General features: G+C 50.4%; 18 protein-coding genes. 8 read left to right on the top strand and 10 right to left on the bottom strand.

What is annotated here, in order from left to right:
* Positions 1–3: 3 nt before the first annotated feature.
* The 4 genes from cysS to CFREI_RS11610 all read right to left on the bottom strand — a co-directional run bounded on the left by cysS (position 4) and on the right by CFREI_RS11610 (position 3,181).
* Positions 4–1,380 carry a cysteine--tRNA ligase gene (gene cysS, locus CFREI_RS11595; RefSeq protein WP_027013062.1) on the bottom strand — a complete coding sequence of 459 codons (1,377 nt, stop codon included), beginning with the start codon at positions 1,378–1,380 and terminating at the stop codon, positions 4–6.
* An 85-nt stretch (positions 1,381–1,465) separates the two neighbouring features.
* Positions 1,466–1,948: a 2-C-methyl-D-erythritol 2,4-cyclodiphosphate synthase gene (ispF, locus tag CFREI_RS11600; RefSeq protein ID WP_027013061.1), complete on the bottom strand. Its 483-nt coding sequence runs from the start codon at positions 1,946–1,948 to the stop codon at positions 1,466–1,468.
* On the bottom strand, positions 1,945–2,613 hold the full coding sequence (ispD, locus tag CFREI_RS11605) for a 2-C-methyl-D-erythritol 4-phosphate cytidylyltransferase (RefSeq protein WP_240483219.1): 669 nt from the start codon (positions 2,611–2,613) through the stop codon (positions 1,945–1,947). Before ispD ends, ispF begins: the two co-directional genes overlap by 4 nt.
* Positions 2,600–3,181 carry a CarD family transcriptional regulator gene (locus tag CFREI_RS11610; RefSeq protein ID WP_027013059.1) on the bottom strand — a complete coding sequence of 194 codons (582 nt, stop codon included), beginning with the start codon at positions 3,179–3,181 and terminating at the stop codon, positions 2,600–2,602. The genes ispD and CFREI_RS11610 overlap by 14 nt, the downstream gene beginning before the upstream one ends.
* Positions 3,182–3,348: 167 nt before the next feature.
* Between CFREI_RS11610 and CFREI_RS11615 the strand changes: the two genes are divergently transcribed.
* From CFREI_RS11615 to disA, 3 genes are all read left to right on the top strand, one after another.
* Positions 3,349–3,894, top strand: coding sequence for a hypothetical protein (locus CFREI_RS11615; protein WP_027013058.1), 546 nt, complete (start codon positions 3,349–3,351; stop codon positions 3,892–3,894).
* Between the two features lie 69 nt (positions 3,895–3,963).
* Complete coding sequence (gene radA, locus CFREI_RS11620; RefSeq protein ID WP_027013057.1) at positions 3,964–5,307, top strand: DNA repair protein RadA; 1,344 nt, start codon at positions 3,964–3,966, stop codon at positions 5,305–5,307.
* Positions 5,308–5,314: 7 nt separating this feature from the next.
* Complete coding sequence (disA, locus tag CFREI_RS11625; RefSeq protein ID WP_027013056.1) at positions 5,315–6,373, top strand: DNA integrity scanning diadenylate cyclase DisA; 1,059 nt, start codon at positions 5,315–5,317, stop codon at positions 6,371–6,373.
* Positions 6,374–6,516: 143 nt separating this feature from the next.
* Here the strand turns inward: disA and CFREI_RS11630 are convergent, their stop codons facing one another.
* Together CFREI_RS11630 and CFREI_RS11635 are read right to left on the bottom strand one after the other, a co-directional pair.
* A complete protein-coding gene (locus CFREI_RS11630; protein ID WP_027013055.1) occupies positions 6,517–7,227 on the bottom strand; it encodes a hypothetical protein in 711 nt (236 codons plus the stop codon).
* 5 nt (positions 7,228–7,232) lie between these two features.
* Complete coding sequence (locus tag CFREI_RS11635) at positions 7,233–7,871, bottom strand: carbonic anhydrase (protein WP_027013054.1); 639 nt, start codon at positions 7,869–7,871, stop codon at positions 7,233–7,235.
* A 63-nt stretch (positions 7,872–7,934) separates the two neighbouring features.
* On the opposite strand from CFREI_RS11635, the gene CFREI_RS11640 reads away from it, so the two are divergent.
* Positions 7,935–8,783, top strand: coding sequence for an HhH-GPD family protein (locus CFREI_RS11640; protein ID WP_027013053.1), 849 nt, complete (start codon positions 7,935–7,937; stop codon positions 8,781–8,783).
* Positions 8,784–9,420: 637 nt separating this feature from the next.
* Here CFREI_RS11640 and CFREI_RS11645 read toward each other — a convergent pair.
* Together CFREI_RS11645 and CFREI_RS11650 are read right to left on the bottom strand one after the other, a co-directional pair.
* On the bottom strand, positions 9,421–10,683 hold the full coding sequence (locus tag CFREI_RS11645) for a GNAT family N-acetyltransferase (RefSeq protein WP_027013052.1): 1,263 nt from the start codon (positions 10,681–10,683) through the stop codon (positions 9,421–9,423).
* Positions 10,655–11,908, bottom strand: coding sequence for an MDR family MFS transporter (locus tag CFREI_RS11650; RefSeq protein ID WP_027013051.1), 1,254 nt, complete (start codon positions 11,906–11,908; stop codon positions 10,655–10,657). Before CFREI_RS11650 ends, CFREI_RS11645 begins: the two co-directional genes overlap by 29 nt.
* A gap of 1,012 nt (positions 11,909–12,920) precedes the next feature.
* On the opposite strand from CFREI_RS11650, the gene CFREI_RS11655 reads away from it, so the two are divergent.
* From CFREI_RS11655 to CFREI_RS11670, 4 genes are read left to right on the top strand one after another with little or no spacing between them, the layout of a single operon-like run.
* Positions 12,921–13,958, top strand: coding sequence for a mannose/fructose/sorbose PTS transporter subunit IIA (locus CFREI_RS11655; protein ID WP_027013049.1), 1,038 nt, complete (start codon positions 12,921–12,923; stop codon positions 13,956–13,958).
* On the top strand, positions 13,955–14,758 hold the full coding sequence (locus tag CFREI_RS11660) for a PTS mannose/fructose/sorbose transporter subunit IIC (protein ID WP_027013048.1): 804 nt from the start codon (positions 13,955–13,957) through the stop codon (positions 14,756–14,758). Before CFREI_RS11655 ends, CFREI_RS11660 begins: the two co-directional genes overlap by 4 nt.
* A gap of 20 nt (positions 14,759–14,778) precedes the next feature.
* The gene (locus tag CFREI_RS11665) at positions 14,779–15,660 is read left to right on the top strand and encodes a PTS system mannose/fructose/sorbose family transporter subunit IID (RefSeq protein ID WP_051256013.1); all 882 of its coding nucleotides are present in this window, start codon (positions 14,779–14,781) and stop codon (positions 15,658–15,660) included.
* Positions 15,661–15,708: 48 nt separating this feature from the next.
* Entirely contained in the window at positions 15,709–16,539 is an 831-nt protein-coding gene (locus CFREI_RS11670) for an HAD-IIB family hydrolase (RefSeq protein WP_027013046.1), read from the top strand.
* On the opposite strand, the gene CFREI_RS11675 is transcribed toward CFREI_RS11670, so the two are convergent.
* Positions 16,536–16,955 carry a hypothetical protein gene (locus CFREI_RS11675; protein WP_051256012.1) on the bottom strand — a complete coding sequence of 140 codons (420 nt, stop codon included), beginning with the start codon at positions 16,953–16,955 and terminating at the stop codon, positions 16,536–16,538. The genes CFREI_RS11670 and CFREI_RS11675 overlap by 4 nt on opposite strands.
* 27 nt (positions 16,956–16,982) lie before the next feature.
* Positions 16,983–17,153 carry a DUF4236 domain-containing protein gene (locus CFREI_RS11680; protein WP_084170784.1) on the bottom strand — a complete coding sequence of 57 codons (171 nt, stop codon included), beginning with the start codon at positions 17,151–17,153 and terminating at the stop codon, positions 16,983–16,985.
* Positions 17,154–17,297: the final 144 nt, after the last annotated feature.

Below are 17,297 nucleotides of genomic sequence, written 5' to 3' on the forward strand. Positions count from 1 at the left end.
TGTTTATTCCTCTTCTTTAAGCGACCATTCGGGGCCGGATGGGGTGTCTACTACTTCAATGCCCGCGTGATTCAGGCGGTCACGGACTTCATCTGCGGTTGCCCAGTCTTTTTCTGCCCGAGCTACTGCACGGCGCTCAAGTTCCGCTTTTACAAGGATGTCGAGGGCGTCAATAGCCTTCGTTGAAGCGGTTTCACGCCATGTATCGCTCAACGGATCAACGCCCAGTACAGCCATCATTGCACGTACTTGACCGCCAATTCGCACAGCTTCCGCATGGTTGCCGCTAGCAAGTGCCGTATTACCTGCACGAACAGAGTTATGAACTTCGGCTAAAGCAGCAGGGACACCAAGATCATCATCAAGGGCTTTTTCAAACTCAGGTGTCCAGGTTGTTTTAGGTACATCGCCAAGGCGATGTAAAAACGCCTCGACCCTGCGATACCCAGCGGCGGCTTCTTTAAGCGATTCTTCTGAATACTCGAGCATTGAACGATAATGTGCGCTGCCAAGGTAATACCGCAGTTCAACGGGGCGAACAATAGTGAGCACATTTGGCACACTCAGCACATTGCCCAGGGATTTACTCATTTTCTCCCCAGACATTGTCACCCAACCGTTGTGCAACCAATACCGAGCAAACCCATCGCCAGCACCGTGCGCTTGTGCGATCTCATTTTCGTGGTGCGGGAATTGTAAATCTAAACCACCGCAGTGAATATCAAATTCACTTCCAAGATACTTGGTCGCCATAGCGGAACATTCAATATGCCAGCCTGGGCGACCTGGGCCCCAAGGCGTCGGCCAGCTAGGCTCGCCTGGTTTTGCGGCCTTCCACATAGTAAAATCCCGAGGATCTAATTTACCGGTACCAGCGGACTCCCCTTGGTCCATTTCATCGAGTTTCTGGCCGGAAAGTTTGCCATAATCGGGGATACTTGTGGGTTGAAAATACACATTTCCATCGGCGGCATAACCGTGTCCATTATCAATAATCCGTTGGATATATTCGATCATTTCAGTAACGTGCCCGGTGGCCCGTGGCTCTATTGATGGAGGTCGAACACCTAATTGCCGATACGCCCACTGGAATTCTCGTTCATGAGTTGCTGCCCATTCCCACCAAGGGCGACCATGTTCTGCAGCTTTTGCGATAATTTTGTCATCAATATCTGTAACATTACGAACAAATGCAACATCAAGCCCTTTTGCTTCAAGCCAATTCCGCAAAATATCAAAAGCCACGCCAGAACGAACGTGCCCAATATGTGGAATGGTTTGCACTGTGGCACCACACAAGTACACCGATGCGTGGCCTTTTCGGATTGGGGTAAAGTCGCGCAGCGTACGAGTATTGGTGTCAAAGAGTCGTAAGTTCACAATTCCTTAGTGTAACGCCACCCCCGGCCGCCTTGTGGCATAAGCCTCCAGCAGGCCGTGGGAAGTTCTCCGCGCCAGGCTTGGTTTATTGTTCGGGGCGTTTCCATACAACCGCTGTGGCCACGGCCGCACGCCCTTCACCGCGGCCAGTAAAACCAAGCTGATCCGTAGTGGTTGCAGATACCGATACTGGTGCGCCAATATATTCGCTCATGATTTTTTCGGCTTCCTTGCGGCGCGGTCCCATTTTAGGACTATTGCCTACAAGCTGTACCGCGGCATTGCCAATAATAAATCCTTCAGTTTCTAAGAGTTCTCGGACTTCTTTTAGCAACCTTTCGCCTGAAACATTGTCATACTCGCGCTGCCCTACCCCCACAAAGCTGCCCAGATCACCGAGCCCCGATGCGGACAACAAAGCGTCCACAACAGCGTGCGCAACGACGTCGCCATCGGAATGCCCCTCACATCCATCAACGTTTTCGAAATGCAAGCAGGCAATCCAGCAAGGTTTTCCGGCTTCCACTTGGTGTGCATCCGTAGCGATACCAACTCTGGGAATAATCATTGTTCTCCTTTGGCGAGGGCTTTGGCAAGCACTAAATCTAGGGGTGTTGTCACTTTTAGGGCATGCACATCTCCGGCAACGCAATGCACGGTTACACCAAACCATTCCATAATGCTGGCATCGTCAGTAGCTAAGCTGCCCACTGGCCTGGCCTCATATGCCGCCTTTAAGGTCGCAATATCGAATGCTTGCGGGGTTTGCACAGCACGCAATTCGCTTCGCTCAAGCGTTTCGACGACCACCTCACCCCGCACTCGCTTCACAGTATCGGTTACCGGGAGTACCGGTATTACGGCCTTGTGTTCAAGAGATGCGGCAATGATTCGTTGGATCATATCCACAGGTGTAAACGCTCGGGCAGCATCATGGATCAGTACAGTTCCCTCCCCAATATGCCGCAATCCCTGCTGCACCGAATCCATGCGTTCGGCTCCCCCAAGCACAATCTCCACACGATCTTCCAGTATCGCCTGCACCTGCGGAACCATGGGTGGACTTATAACCACCACAATTCGATCCACACCGGCAGCCTGTAGACCGTCCACACTACGCTCCAGAAGCGTCTTTCCACCCACCTCAACTAAGGCCTTTGGAATCCCCGCCCCCAGGCGATTGCCTTGGCCAGCAGCCGCGACCAAGGCCGTAACTGGTTTAGACTTCGTCATCGTCGAAATTGATGTCATCGAGATCAATATCGTCGATTGGCTTCTTCTCCGGCTCATCCTCGATCTTGAGCGCCTTATGGCGTTCAATGGTGGCATCAATTTGGGCTAGTAAATCATCGGATTTCGCTTCATCGATGTTTTTTGCGAGTGCAAGCTCACCAACTAATACTTGACGCGCTTTTGCCAGCATCCGCTTTTCCCCTGCCGACAAGCCCCGATCCTGATCCCGACGCCACAAATCGCGCACAACCTCGGCGACCTTATTCACATCACCTGAAGCCAACCGCTCTTGGTTAGCCTTATAGCGACGAGACCAGTTGCCCGCTTCCTCCACATCGGTTTCGCGGAGTACAGAAAAGACTTTTTGCAGCCCTTCTTCGCCTACAACATCACGTACGCCAACATATTCGGCATTTTTAGCAGGCACGCGAACAGTGAGATCCGACTGGTTGATTTGTAGCACAAGGTAGTCAACGACTTGGCCATTGAGTTCACGCTGTTCGATGGCCTCGATGACCGCCGCGCCGTGGTGCGGATATACCACCACGTCACCGACCTTGAATTCCATACCCACTCCTAGCGGCTTTCTCTTATAAACAGCGTTCATAGTATCATGCGGGCGACCTGCGTGTTTCGGCCGCACTTCCCCCCGTGTGGTGCGCTAAAGGTTGCGAAAGACTAAGATAATCGCGTAACACCTGTCTGACCCCCTTTTCCTGTTGGAGTGACATAGAAGTGAAAACCCTCCGCATTGCAATCGCCGGTATCGCTGCACTGGCCACCCTGACCGCCTGCGGCGCTGGTCAGATTTCCCAAACGGCCGATCAGGTCGCCGCTGTTGATGGCGTACCGGGTGAATCCCAAGACAAAAAAGTCCTCGTTCGAGACGTCACCATTGTCGTTAACGATGATTCCTCTGCAGCCGTAAAATTCACTGCAATCAATGACGATACAAAGATGACTTCACATTCGCTCAAGAAGGTGAAGGTGGGCAACAAAGAGGTCACACTTTCGGATACCCCCACTATGGAACGCAATTGTTCCATCGTTGCAGATGCAGCTGAGTACACCGATAAGTTGACCGAATCAGAAGGCGTCTGCATTACCCATATCAGCACCGAACTCGATAACCCTGGCTTTGCAATCGGTGGCCACAAGGAAGTTGAATTCACGTTCGATACTGGAACAATTACCGTAGACGCACCGATCGCCGGCAATCTCCACGAAGCCGGACAAAACGATCGCGTGGTTTCCGATAAAATGAAGGACCACAAGCACTAAATACTCGCTCAATATTCAAGGCCCCTTGCAAGGGGCCTTTTGTTTTGCCCACTGCCTACAATGCTCCTTATGGCCAAAAAGGAACGCACAATCCATACCTGCACAGAATGCGGGTATTCCAGCCCAAAATGGTTGGGCCGCTGCCCAGAATGTGGCTCCTGGGGGACGCTTGAAGAATCCGCCCCTGGCGCCGAAAAAATCACATCGCTCGCACCCAGCTCACCCGCAATTCCGATTGTGACTGTAGATCCAGCGGCGTCGATAAGCATTACTACCGGCATTGGCGAGTTAGACCGTGTGCTCGGACAGGGAATTGTGCCTGGCAGCGTCGTACTTATGGCTGGCGAACCTGGCGTGGGTAAATCGACACTCCTTTTGGAAGTTGCCTCACGGTGGGCCCAACTTGGCCGCACCGTTCTTTATGTAACTGCCGAAGAATCCGCAGGCCAAGTAAGGCTTCGTGCAGAACGCACCGGCGCCCTACAGGAAAAGCTATATCTAACCAGTGAGCACAACCTCGACATTGTGTTTGGCCACGTCAAAGAACTGAAACCCACGCTACTTATTGTCGATTCAGTGCAAACAATGAGCGCTTCAGGCGTCGAAGGTGTGCCCGGAGGTGTCGCCCAATCACGTGCCGTAACCGCCGCGCTAACCACATTGGCAAAAACCTCCGGCATACCGGTACTTCTCGTGGGACACGTCACAAAAGACGGCAATGTTGCAGGCCCCCGCGTGCTAGAACACCTTGTCGACGTCGTGCTTAACTTTGAGGGGGACCGCCACTCCAGCTTACGAATGCTCCGCGGCATCAAAAATCGGTTCGGCGCCACAGACGAGGTTGGATGCTTCGAACAAAGCTCTGACGGTATCCATGAAGTAGAAGACCCTTCTGGTCTTTTTCTTTCCCACCGCGAAACTACCCCAGATGGCACTGCAGTTACGGTAGCCATGGATGGTGTTCGCCCAATACTTGCTGAAGTCCAAAGTCTTCTAGTAGATACCTACACTAAAAACCCGCGGCGTGCGGTCACTGGTCTTGACGCCACCCGGGTTCCAATGGTCCTTGCCGTATTGGCGGCCCGCGCCGGAAAACCCACCGTCGAAAAAGAAGTGTATATCGCAACTGTTGGCGGAATGAAGGTCAGCGAACCCGCAGCCGACCTAGCAATCGCACTGGCCACGGCGTCTTCAATGCTACAAAAACCCCTGCCACCAAAAACCGTTGTACTTGGCGAAATCGGCCTCGCTGGAGAAATCCGCCGCATCCCTAATCTACGGCGCAGACTCCAAGAAGCACACCGACTCGGATATACGCAGGCTATTGTTCCCGCAGGTGAAAGCGTTACAATCACCGGCATGAAGATTCATTACGTGCCAGATATTCAGGCAGCCCTAAAAGCAGTAAGCTAAACGCATTATGAATTCACATGAGCCAATCCTAAACGCAACCTTAGAGCGCCTTGCCCCTGGCACGGCTCTCCGGGATGGCCTCGAACGAATCTTACGGGGACAAACAGGTGCACTCATAGTACTCGGCTATAACGAACGGGTAGCCGAAATTTGTGATGGAGGATTTGAAATCGACGTCGCGTTCTCCGCCACGCGACTCCGCGAACTCTGCAAAATGGACGGAGCAGTCATTCTCTCCACCAACGGCACCGAAATCCGCCGCGCGAATGTGCAACTCATGCCCGACCCCACCTACCCAACAGGAGAATCAGGCACCCGGCATCGTTCCGCCGAACGAACCTCCCTCCAAACAGGCTTTCCCGTCATAGCAGTAAGCCAATCAATGAAATTAATCACCGTATACGTTGGCGGCCAACGCCATGTCCTCCAAGGATCCTCAGAAATCCTTTCGAGAGCCAATCAAGCATTAGCCACAATGGAGCGGTATCGACAACGCCTAGACCAAGATAACCAGTACCTTTTTCGCGCTGAACTCAACCACTATGCATCAGTCTCTGACGTTATCTCAGTGGTCCAACGCATGGAACTACTACGCCGTGCCGCCACCACAATCCACCAAAACGTCATTGAACTGGGTGTAGACGGCAAGCAACTTGGCATCCAGCTCGCTGAACTCCATGGCGATAACGAACATGACCTGGCAATAATCGTTCGAGACTACCTTGTAAGCGACAGCAATATCCCAGCCGAAGAAACCGTAGAAAAAGCCCTACTTGCGCTGGAAAAACTCTCTGATGCCAATGTAATGAATGGCAACTATATTGCCCGAATACTCGGACTACCTATTACAGATGAATCCTTAAATCAGTGGATCGTGCCCAGAGGCTACCGAATACTCAACCGCGTGCCCCGTGTTCAAACATTTGTTATGGACAAGCTAGTCGCAGCATTTGGCGACCTCAACCGACTTATGGAAGCCAATATCGACGACATTGCCAAAGTGGAAAACGTTGGAACACTATGGGCCCGACACATCCACGACGGATTAAGCAGACTTAGGAGATAGGGTTTTTCCTTAATCAACCACTTTTCTTGGGGCGCAGCTGACATAAAAACCCACCGCAATCATAAAACCCGCCAGCTCTAGCCAACGGGTTTCGTTTTGTGCAGGCGGCGCAACGTAGGTCTCAGCGCTCTTGCCTTTGTGGGTTAGTTGAGGTTAAAGGTTTGGCCGTCGGAGTTGTTTGATCCTACGAGCGTGTAGAGCAGATAGGAACCTGAAGGAACCGATTGTCTTCCCGTACAAGTTCCTGGTGATGAATATGTTCGGGACCAGATCGCTTCATAGTGGCGTTCGGATTCCGCTGGGAAGGTGCGGGCGGAGGTGTCTTCAGAGGCGTTGCAATCAATGTCTGACCAAATGCGTGTGTTTGTTGCAAGGTCATAAACTTCAAATCGGAGTTGTTCTTCTCGCAGGTCAATTATGCAATCGGCCGTGGTTGGATTGCGGACGGTGAGGTAAAAGTGTGGTTGATCACCAGTGGCGTAGTTTGGTTGATCACTTTTAGCTTCCACAATGAGGTCTTGCAGTTCGCAGGTATCTTTTTTCACTGGTGTTGGTTTGGTTTCGCCAGTGCTGTTAGTGCTGCTACCAACGGCACTGGCGGTACTTTCGCCAGTACTTTCGCTAGTAAGTTCACCAGTGCTGCTACTGGTACTCGCACTGGTTTGTTCAGCTTTGTTAGTGGAGGTGGGTTGAGAGGTTGTCGTGTTGGCGGTAATGATTTCCGTGCTTGAGCTCTTGTTTATGTATACCAAGATGCTGGTCACCGAGCCGATGAGCACGAGAAGCACTACGAGCGCCGCGACGCGTCGGCGGATGTAGATTACTTCTGGGAGTCGTCGGGAGTTACGTTGCACGCACTTTAGTCTAGTGAGTCAACTCCGACTGTTACGACAGGCTCGGCGAGGCCATCAGAAAGTCTATATCGTACTCCTACAATTCCACAGGTTCCGCGGGCAACTTTTGCTTTGATTTCTGGTGAGCGGCTAATAATTTGGTCTACGGTTTCAGCAACATGACGGGCTTCGAATTGGGTTGTGGTGGTGTCGCCTGCCGCTCGCGCCTCTAAGATTGAGGGGCTGACTTTTTCAATAAGCACGCGTTGGAATCCGCCGGGGATTTCATGTCCGTCTAGGGCGGCTTGGGTTGCTGCAACTGCGCCGCATGATTCATGTCCCATTACAACCACTAGCGGCACACCCAAGGATTCAACGGCGTATTCTAGGCTCCCCAACACGGCGAGGTCGATAATTTCTCCTGCTGTGCGGATAACAAAGACATCCCCTAAACCTTGGTCAAAAATCATTTCAACAGGCACTCGGGAATCAGAGCAGGCGAGGACTGCAGCAATTGGGTTTTGGCCTTGGGTGAGTTCGTGCCTGCGGTCCATATCTTGGTTTGGGCGTTCCTCTTGGAAGTGCATAAAGCGTTTATTACCTGCTTGTAGCATTTCCCATACTTTGCGTGGAGTTTTTTCGCGGTCATATTCATAGGAAGCCATAGTGTTATTGTGCACCCCCGGAGGCATTTCGGGGGAATTTTCCGGGGGTACACTTTTAAGCTAATGATTGATGAACTTTTAGCTTGGTATAAAAACAATGCTCGTGACATTGTTTGGCGTCGCGGCACCACTCCTTGGGGAGTTCTACTTAGTGAGGTTATGAGCCAGCAAACCCAGGTTTCTCGGGTAGAACCGCAGTGGGAGGCATGGATGGAACGCTGGCCCACCCCAAAGGATTTTGCCAAAGCCTCACCCGACGAAATTTTGCGCGCCTGGGGCAGCCTTGGATATCCGCGGCGCGCACTGCGGCTGCTGGACTGTGCGCGCGCGATCGTCGAAAAGCACGGCGGCGAGGTACCAAACACAGTTACGGATTTACTAGCCTTGCCTGGGGTCGGCGCATATACTGCGCGCGCCATTGCCGCATTTGCGTATCGACGCCGCGTCCCCGTCGTTGATACAAATGTGCGGCGCGTATTGCGGCGATATAAACAAGCTGAATTTCATCAAGGAAACCCTCGAGCCGCCGACCTTGCAGCCGTGGAAGCTCTCCTACCGGAGGAAAATGCGCCAGATGTTTCAGTCGCACTGATGGAACTCGGCGCACTCGTCTGTATCCCCGAACCTAAATGCGAACAGTGCCCTATTCAGCAAACCTGTGCTTGGCAACTCGCCGGATGCCCCAAACCTGCCGAGCCCCCAAAACGCCGCACCCAAAAATTTGCCGGTACTGACCGCCAAGTTCGCGGCATTATTATGGCCCATCTCCGTAATCACCCAGAGGCTTCACGAGCCAGTATCGACGTACTCTGGCCCGATAGCATCCAACTCGACCGCTCGCTATTCTCCCTGCTAAAGGACGGGTTGGCTGAGGAACATACTCCCGGAAAATTTCGGCTGCCTGTGGTGTAGCAGAACTTTCTAGGATCTACTTTCCTGCGTAAACGGATAGGTTGTGGGCTATTGTCACAAATTCCATTAGAAGGGGCTGTTTTAGCGAAATTTGTGACAAAAAATTATATTGCATACAAGCATTTACCAGGCATCTGTCACAGATTCCATAAAATTCGATTTTTTTATGGAATATGCGACATATTTAGCCCATTTTTGTCGCAAAATCCATAAATTTCACCGTTTTATGGAATATGTGACACCTCCCAGTTCAATGACCAAAATGTTTGGCGGCGTCAAAAAGCCAACACTCAACTGCCGAGCATAATATTTTGTCGTTTTGTAGGGTGGGTTGCAATGCACACACATACTGCCAGTGATTCGAATCCGTCGCGTTGGCAGCAGGTTCTCGACGTCGCGATCTTCACGTCTAAAGACCCCCGCCCACTCACATCACAACAACGAATCATTGAGATGTCTTGACCTTATAGTCACTGAAAAAATCAAAGAATGCGTTTTTCTCACAGAAGACCTGGCGAATTGTTGGCACACCACACACGGGTAGACCCCGATACGCAAAAGTGTTTACACCCGATAATGCCACATGCAATCACCGTGGAGTTCACTTATAGACGCACTCTACCCTTTTCCCGCCGACCTATACCCCAATCCGTCGCCGATGGAGTGCATCAAGGCTTTCCATGGTTTCCCTTAGCCCAGGAATTTCACCACCGGCGGTACGCACAAACATCATGCGCGGCCGCAGCTGCGCACCACGTCGCACCTTTGGGTAAAACGCTTCCGGCCCCATATTCACCACCCGCAACCCAGCTTCACCAGCTTGTTTGATTTGTTCGTAGTAGCCCAGCACAAAATAGCACCCAGCTTGGCGTGCCGCCTCCGTCCAACCCGCCATTTTCGGATAGATTGTCGTGCCGTCCGCATAGCTCAAAACAAACGCTTCTACCTCTCCTTCACGCTCAGCGACCACAACCCTCGCCCAAGGGCTTAACGACGTCGCGGCCTGCTCAACAATCCCACGTAGTCGCTCAACTGAAACATTATGCCCGTACCGTTTTAGCTGGTTGGCCTGCAATTCCGCCATTCGCCAGGCAAGCGCATCATCGTTCAGAGCGTCTGCACCTAGTCTGCGCACTACAAACCCAGAGCGCTCGAAGCCAGCTAGCTCTTTTCGAACCTTCCTTCGCCGATCGCCTGACAGCCCAGAGAGGTAGCCTTCAAACCCATTTTCGGGAACGGGAATCTCACACTGCGCAGTAACCACGCACCCTATGTATCCCCGTTTTTGCAATACCCGAACCAGCGTCTTATCCTCCTCTGGCACATGCATTACACTCCGCAAATCCGTTCTCCATCGGTCGGCTACATCCTCTAGAAAATCAATTAAACCGTTGAGTACCGCGACCTCATCCAATCCAGGTCTTCGCGCTAATTCGCTCATAGTTTCTAAATCCTTGCGACTATCAAATGTGCTCCTTACCAGCCCAGCAACATACGAACCCGGCAACAACGCCACCGCCGCTGGCTGCAAACGTTCCTTGCACTCAGCCAACCGCTGCTGGCTCTGAAAAAGCCGACGCTGTTCGGCGCCTAAAGTCTCGCCCTGTCCTGAGTGCCCCGTTAAGGCCTCAGTGTGGATATCGTGCACCTCTGGCTCAGGCGTGGCAAAGAGTGCTTCTACCGGGTCATAGGTGGCAAAAACATTTCCATTAATTCGCCGAACCGCTATGCCCCCAATTGGTACCGATTCCTCATACGCCAATCCATACATTCGATCTTCCTCGGATTCGGGTTCGGATCCTCGAATCCACGTAGGATGCAAATACAGTGAATCATTACGTGCAATGGTTTTCCACGGATCGGCGATCTGATCAATCGACGTGTGCTTCGAAATTTTCATGTGTATTTCTCGTTTTCTTTTCCCGCAGCAGTAGATACTGCCCTATTACTAAACACATAGGGATAAGCGCGCACCCCACCCATAGCGCATTTGGCTCTGCTCGATAGATCACAATTCCCAGCGGAGCGACTACGCCACCCAATCCGATACTCGTTCCGAAGAAACCCAGATACCTGCCCCTAGCATGAGCTGGAGCTAATTCCGCAATGACCGCAGGCAATAGTGCCGCTAGAATAATTTCCCCAAAGCTCCAAAGAACAACGGTAATAACCAAAAACCATAACGGCTCCCCGGCACCGGATAACGCAATCCCAAATCCAGTAAGCATTAATCCTAAGGACAACGCTCTTCGCTGTTCCCAGGAAGACAATATTGGGCCAAGCAATGGCTGTGCTATCGCAATCAAAACACCATTAATAGCTAAAAGAAACCCAAAATCACTTTCGCTGTGACCAGCATCGATGACCCGTAACGGTAATGTTGTCGTATTTTGAAAGTAGATCGCGAAAACCGCAAATGAAATACCCGTGATCCCAAGCAACTTGAACATCAGGCTCGCATCTACAACACCTGCGGATGGACTGTCATCCTTCTTATTGCCCACTCGCTCAGGCTCTTGAATCTTCCAAAATACCAATACAGCGAACACCAGTGCAGTAAGTGCGTCTATCGCAAACAGCAAACCCCAACTTCGAGTGGCAAAATACCCAGCCCCGATTGACGCAATTGGCACGCCAAGGTTTGTAGCCCAATGCAAAAGACCAAAAGCCTGCGGCGCCCTATCACCGACAAGATCTGCAACCATCGCACTGGCAGCCGGACGGTACACATCACTGAGTAAACCCAGAAACACGCAGCATATGGCGACCATTGCAATACCATTACTGAGCACCAACGCAACTTGAACAACCGCAGCGCCTGCAAGACCAAAGACCATTGTGCGTTTGCGGCCAATAAAGTCGGCTAAAAAACCACCAACTAGGCCACTTATGACGACGCCAACACTATAGGACATTAAGATCACGGCGGCGACAGTTTCCCGAATATTTTCTTCTCGAGTCAGATACAAAGTTAAAAATGGCGCAACAAACGTACCTGCCCGATTTATAAAGGTCCCGCTCCAAATAATAAAAAATTGGCCAGGTAAACCACCAAAGATTTTTCCAAAAGACTTTTGCCCGCGAGATACTACGGTGCCCAATACCTTAGAAGAAATATTGTTCATGCTTGGACACCATCCTTTCCCTGGCCATATGTAAGTTTCAGAAAATCTTAACCCAAGGGTTCGCCGCTAGAACAACGATTGCTGACCTTTTGGACCAAAGGTGTCATTCATCGGTAGCTTTCAACCGGGAGTGATACAAAATCACCAACTTTTTAAAAAAGTTGCCCTTTTTGTATCAGATAGACTTTCCCCACCTGGGGTTTTACATCGGCCGGTGATACAAAATCACCTAGTTTTTAAAAAAGTTGCCCTTTTTGTATCACTAACAGCAGAAGCATTTACGCAACGTGACTTAAATACCCTATACGAACCCACACGCCAAAAGCCCTTAAGGCAAAAATGACGAAATAGCGAATCTTAAGACCCACAGCGTCAGATCTTGAAGTACTAACTTTTTTAGCACCATCACAATCTATATTCACCAGCCGCGAAAATAAGCGGCGAAATTTCCAGACAGGATTGATCTACAGTTTACTGTTCCACGAAAAAATCATCGACCATGCATTACATAAACTACCCAATGACAAAAATAGCTTTCATTGATTTCAATAGTTTCACACACGTCAAACATAGACGCTAATCTTTCAAAAACACCTCAAACAACCAAGACGCAATTAACAATAAAGCACTTTAAATTCCCCCATTGAACCTCAGTTAAATTATCAAATCAGACCACTCTATAAAACCGCCTTCGACCGCCACTAACGCGCTACATCGCCACCCAACACCCCACTTGAACACGTTTTTCACTACCACGTATTTGTTTCATAATTGCATATCTTGAATTGCAATTTGATACCACAGTGACGTTCGAAACATCATACCTATTTTGCCGCCAAATACTCATATAAATCAAACACCTATCCGACAGCTACATAAAGGTGTAATAAGAATTACATTGTGCAATATTATATTGCCCTAGTAAAAACCCAGAAATACCATATGAAACCAAAGGCAGCCCGCAAACTTTAACTATTATCAAAAATTTTTACCCACAAAGATGGAGGGTCATATGGTTTGTATAATAATTGCGGCCCACGGAAAATGCGCTCCTGCGCTCATTGATTCTGCCGAAATGATCGCTGGCAAGTTAGAAAACGTTCATGCAGTCACGTTCCTACCCGGACAGGGCCCTGAGGACCTATTGGAAGAGTATGGAAATATCGTCGGCGAAAGCACCGATGATCTGCTTCTACTGGTGGATTTGTTTGGCGGCAGCCCCTTTAATGCCGGGGCACGTTTCGTGGCGGATCGAGACCGCGCTGATGTTGTCTCTGGTGTGAATATCCCGATGTTAATTGAGGTATTTACGGCTGCCCGTCGGCCTAATGTCACTTTGGATAAATTAGTCGGTAAAGCGTTGAAAGCTGGTGCTACCGGGACTCGGGCATTGAAGGCGGGTAAGCCTCCGAAACCCCCAGGCCACAAACCCCCAGCGGATCAATCTATGGCCGAATCGGCAAATCAATCCTCACAATCCCAAGGACAGGATGACCAGCAGCCGGAATCAGAAGCTGTGATTGATCCGAATTTTCCTCGGGATCCTAATGCCACCATGGATATTGCACTATTACGCATTGATTCTCGGTTGATTCACGGCCAGGTTGCGGGTTCTTGGGTGAATCACGTGGCCCCGAAAACCCTGATTGCGGCATGCGATGCGGCAGCAAATGATGAATTGCGTAAGTCTTTGTTATTGCAGGTAGGGCCAGCTTCTGCCCGAACGAATGTATTAGATATCGCGAAAACGATTCGTGTGTATTTCAATCCGGAATATAAGGGGATGCGCACGATGATTGTCGTGGAGTCTCCAATGGACGCATTACGCCTGCTTGAGGCGGGCGTAACTGTGGATGAAGTCAATGTGGGTGGAGTGACGTTTAAGCCAGGCATGACTTTAATTTCGGAGGCAGTGTCTGTAAACGATGAACATATTGCGGCGTATAAGGCAATTCATGAACTTGGGGTGCCCTTGGTCTTACAACAGGTTCCTACAAGTTCCAGAACGAATATGATGACCAAACTCAAGGAGAAAGGACTTCTCTCATGAGCACAATTACTTTGATTCTTGTTGTGCTCGTTTCACTTGTCGTAGGCATGGCATCAGTGTTGGATGAGCGTCAGCTTCATCGACCTTTGGTTGCTTGCACTTTAATGGGCCTAGTGCTTGGTGATGTCACTACTGGTGTGATTCTTGGCGGCATGTTGGAACTGATCGCGTTGGGGTGGATGAATGTCGGGGCCGCCATGGCGCCCGATGCGGCGTTGGCGTCGACAATTGCGTCGGTGGTTGTAATCGCGGGCGGGCAGCCCCTGGCTACGGGAATTACAGTTGCAGTACCGCTGGCTGCGGCCGGGCAGGTTCTTACAATTTTCGTTCGTACTATTGCGGTGTTTTTCCAGCATCAGGCAGATAGGTTTGCTAAAAACGCAAACTTTAGAGGTATTGAGGTAATGCACTTCAGTGCATTGTTCCTTCAAGGTTTGCGGGTTGCTATTCCTACGGCTGCCGTTGCTGCTGTGGCGGGTACGAGCACTGTAGAGCGCTGGCTTTCTGCTATTCCGGAGTCAGTGTCGGTGGGGTTGCAGATTGCTGGCGGCTTTATTGTTGTTGTTGGTTACGCAATGGTGATCAATATGATGAAGGCCCGCATTCTTATGCCGTTTTTCTTCCTTGGTTTTGTACTCGCCGCGTTTATTCCGGATTTGAATTTAGTGGGCCTTGGCATTATCGGCGCCTGCCTGGCGTTTGTTTATGTGCAGCTCAACCCAGTTTTCAATGAAGGCGTATCGACGCCCGCAAAGGTTGCGGCTCACAGCGGCCCAAACTATGACAATCGGCTCGAATAATCAGGAAGCGTGATTTCATTATGAATACACCAATAACACCAAAATCTGAGGTCGAACAGCTTCCGGGTGAACCCCCAGAATTGACTAAACGGGACTATATCTCAATGTATATTCGGTCTTCGTTTATGCTCGGCTCGTTTAACTTTGAGCGTATGCAGGCCATTGGTGTCTGTGTTTCAATGATGCCAGCGATTAAGCGGTTTTATACAAAAAAGGAAGACCGAGCTGCGGCATTATCCAGGCATTTAGAGTTTTTTAATACTCACCCATGGATCGCTTCCCCAATTTTCGGTGTCACTGCGGCAATGGAGCGCCAAAAAGCCGCTGGCGAGGATATTTCCGAGGCGGATATCACCAATGTGAAGGTCGGATTAATGGGACCGCTCGCTGGTGTGGGCGATCCATTATTTTGGGGCACCGCACGTCCAGTATTGGCCGCGCTTGGGGCGTCGTTAGCCATTAATGGCAATATCCTCGGACCAATCTTATTTTTCGTAGTGCTCTCCGTCTTCCGCATGCTTACGCGTTGGTACGGTTTTAAATTGGGCTACCAAAAAGGAGTGGAAGTAGTTTCAGAAGTCGGTGGTAATACCCTGAGGAAACTCACACAAATGGCCTCGATTATGGGGTTGTTTGTTATGGGCTCCCTGGTTTCAAAGTGGACCTCTATTCATATTCCTTTGGTGGTGTCTCGATACACCGACCAAGACAATAAAGAGGTTGTTACCACACTGCAAGACATTCTGGACACACTCTTGCCTGGTCTGGCTGCATTGCTTTTGACCTTTTTATGCATGTGGCTACTCCGCAAAAAGGTCAATGCTATTTGGATTATCTTTGCGATGTTCGCCATTGGCATTCTTGGCCATATGACTGGCATTCTTGCACTGCCACCTGAGTAAGATTCTCGCCTCCTGGCTTTTGAATCCTTTCGAACCACCACCGGAACTATGAATACCAAGAAGCTTTTAGCCAGTGACCTTGATGGCACACTTATCTTCCACAAGCGCATTAGCCGCGACACGATCGACGCAATTCATGCTTGGCAGGACGCCGGTCATCTCGCGGTGTGCGCCACAGGTAAATCAATCGCCGCTACCCAACATGCTCTACGGGAAAGCAATTTAGAGTTTGATTACTACGTCCTCTATACGGGTGCCGTGGTCACTAATGCATCGTTTGAAATATTACGAAGCATTACGCTTCCGTCCTTATTAGTTATGGAGCTAGTACAGGCAATAAGCCAGGAAGATTCTGTAGGGATTTTTGCTACCACGCTAGATACCAATGATGTGCGTTTAGCAAGCACCCTCCCGGCGGATCTCACTACCGATATGGTGCAGTATTTTGACCCAATGGATATATCAGAGATTCCCCACCATACATTTGTGGGGATTCCTATTTGGGTTGATACACGCAGTAGTGTTCAAGGTGTCGCTCAGAAAAAGGACGCTGAAGAAGCCATTACGCGATTACACTCTTGGATTACTAGCGAGTACAAAGGCCGTATAGATTGCCACCGAAACCAAAACTTTTTGGATATCGTGCCGCCAGCTTGCAGTAAAGCAAGCGGACTGGCATGGCTCGTGCGCTACCTGCAGGAAACCACAGGATCCATGTTTGAAACGTATTCACTCGGCGATTCTTGGAACGACATTGATATGCACCAATGGGCAGATTATTCTGCATCGTTTCCTCATTCCCCAAAGGAGATACAGAACCTCACTGACGCAGTTACACCAACCGCAGCTGAGTATATTTACCAGCTACTCTCCAGCTAAGTCGGCCTAAATCCACCAAACTGACGCTCTGGTTGAAATGCTCCTAAATACACCGTGACCAGGAAAAGTTGAAGTGCACCAATGCCACCCCATAATGCATGCGGCCAAATGAATATTCCGAGCACAAGGCACTCTCCTGCGATCCAGCCAAGCATTACCAGCCCTGCCAACGAGTGAGCGGACGCCAGCCAGGGCTTCGATCGCAAGTGAATCCATACCGCAGCCCATTGAAACCCACCAACGACCACGCCGAGCAACACTGCCGCAAGTATAAATTGCCCTTCCACCACTGTCCCCCGCAGGAATGCCTCATAAAGGTGCGGCATAACTAGTAATTGTACAAAGCCGATCAGGGTGGACAAACTCTGGAACACAGCAAGACCAAACAATATCCGCCGGACTATGTGCTCATTCATTACCCAACCCTTAGTGATGGGTGCGTTTTAACGCCAGCGTCCACGGTAGGTCAATCCACCAGGAAGGTTGACCCAGAGCCCACCGCGGCTATTGACTGTCACTGGACCAATTTTGGTGGATGCTGAGGCACCAGAACCGGAAATATTGATCCAGCTGTTTTTGCCTAATTTTTTCCGTTTACGAAATGTGATGCCCATACCAACATCAAAACCTTTCTATTGTGCTGAGCCGAAACCGCTCACACGGTCGTTGGTTTGTACGAGGTGTCCTCGCGTAATTCAATGCTACCTACAAAAACTGGCGCAACGCTGAGTATTCGCTACGCCAGTTTTTCGAGTTAA

The sequence above is a fragment of the Corynebacterium freiburgense genome, from assembly GCF_030408815.1.
In the GTDB taxonomy this organism is placed as follows: Bacteria; Actinomycetota; Actinomycetes; order Mycobacteriales; family Mycobacteriaceae; genus Corynebacterium; species Corynebacterium freiburgense.

Excerpts from the sequence above, each read along its gene's own strand:
- ispF (WP_027013061.1), bottom strand. The coding sequence starts at position 1,948 with ATGATTATTCCCAGAGTTGGTATCGCTACGGATGCACACCAAGTGGAA.
- ispD (WP_240483219.1), bottom strand. The coding sequence starts at position 2,613 with ATGACGAAGTCTAAACCAGTTACGGCCTTGGTCGCGGCTGCTGGCCAA.
- CFREI_RS11610 (WP_027013059.1), bottom strand. The coding sequence starts at position 3,181 with ATGGAATTCAAGGTCGGTGACGTGGTGGTATATCCGCACCACGGCGCG.
- radA (WP_027013057.1), top strand. The coding sequence starts at position 3,964 with ATGGCCAAAAAGGAACGCACAATCCATACCTGCACAGAATGCGGGTAT.
- disA (WP_027013056.1), top strand. The coding sequence starts at position 5,315 with ATGAATTCACATGAGCCAATCCTAAACGCAACCTTAGAGCGCCTTGCC.
- CFREI_RS11635 (WP_027013054.1), bottom strand. The coding sequence starts at position 7,871 with ATGGCTTCCTATGAATATGACCGCGAAAAAACTCCACGCAAAGTATGG.
- CFREI_RS11640 (WP_027013053.1), top strand. The coding sequence starts at position 7,935 with ATGATTGATGAACTTTTAGCTTGGTATAAAAACAATGCTCGTGACATT.
- CFREI_RS11645 (WP_027013052.1), bottom strand. The coding sequence starts at position 10,683 with ATGAAAATTTCGAAGCACACGTCGATTGATCAGATCGCCGATCCGTGG.
- CFREI_RS11650 (WP_027013051.1), bottom strand. The coding sequence starts at position 11,908 with ATGAACAATATTTCTTCTAAGGTATTGGGCACCGTAGTATCTCGCGGG.
- CFREI_RS11655 (WP_027013049.1), top strand. The coding sequence starts at position 12,921 with ATGGTTTGTATAATAATTGCGGCCCACGGAAAATGCGCTCCTGCGCTC.
- CFREI_RS11660 (WP_027013048.1), top strand. The coding sequence starts at position 13,955 with ATGAGCACAATTACTTTGATTCTTGTTGTGCTCGTTTCACTTGTCGTA.
- CFREI_RS11665 (WP_051256013.1), top strand. The coding sequence starts at position 14,779 with ATGAATACACCAATAACACCAAAATCTGAGGTCGAACAGCTTCCGGGT.
- CFREI_RS11670 (WP_027013046.1), top strand. The coding sequence starts at position 15,709 with ATGAATACCAAGAAGCTTTTAGCCAGTGACCTTGATGGCACACTTATC.
- CFREI_RS11675 (WP_051256012.1), bottom strand. The coding sequence starts at position 16,955 with ATGAATGAGCACATAGTCCGGCGGATATTGTTTGGTCTTGCTGTGTTC.
- CFREI_RS11680 (WP_084170784.1), bottom strand. The coding sequence starts at position 17,153 with ATGGGCATCACATTTCGTAAACGGAAAAAATTAGGCAAAAACAGCTGG.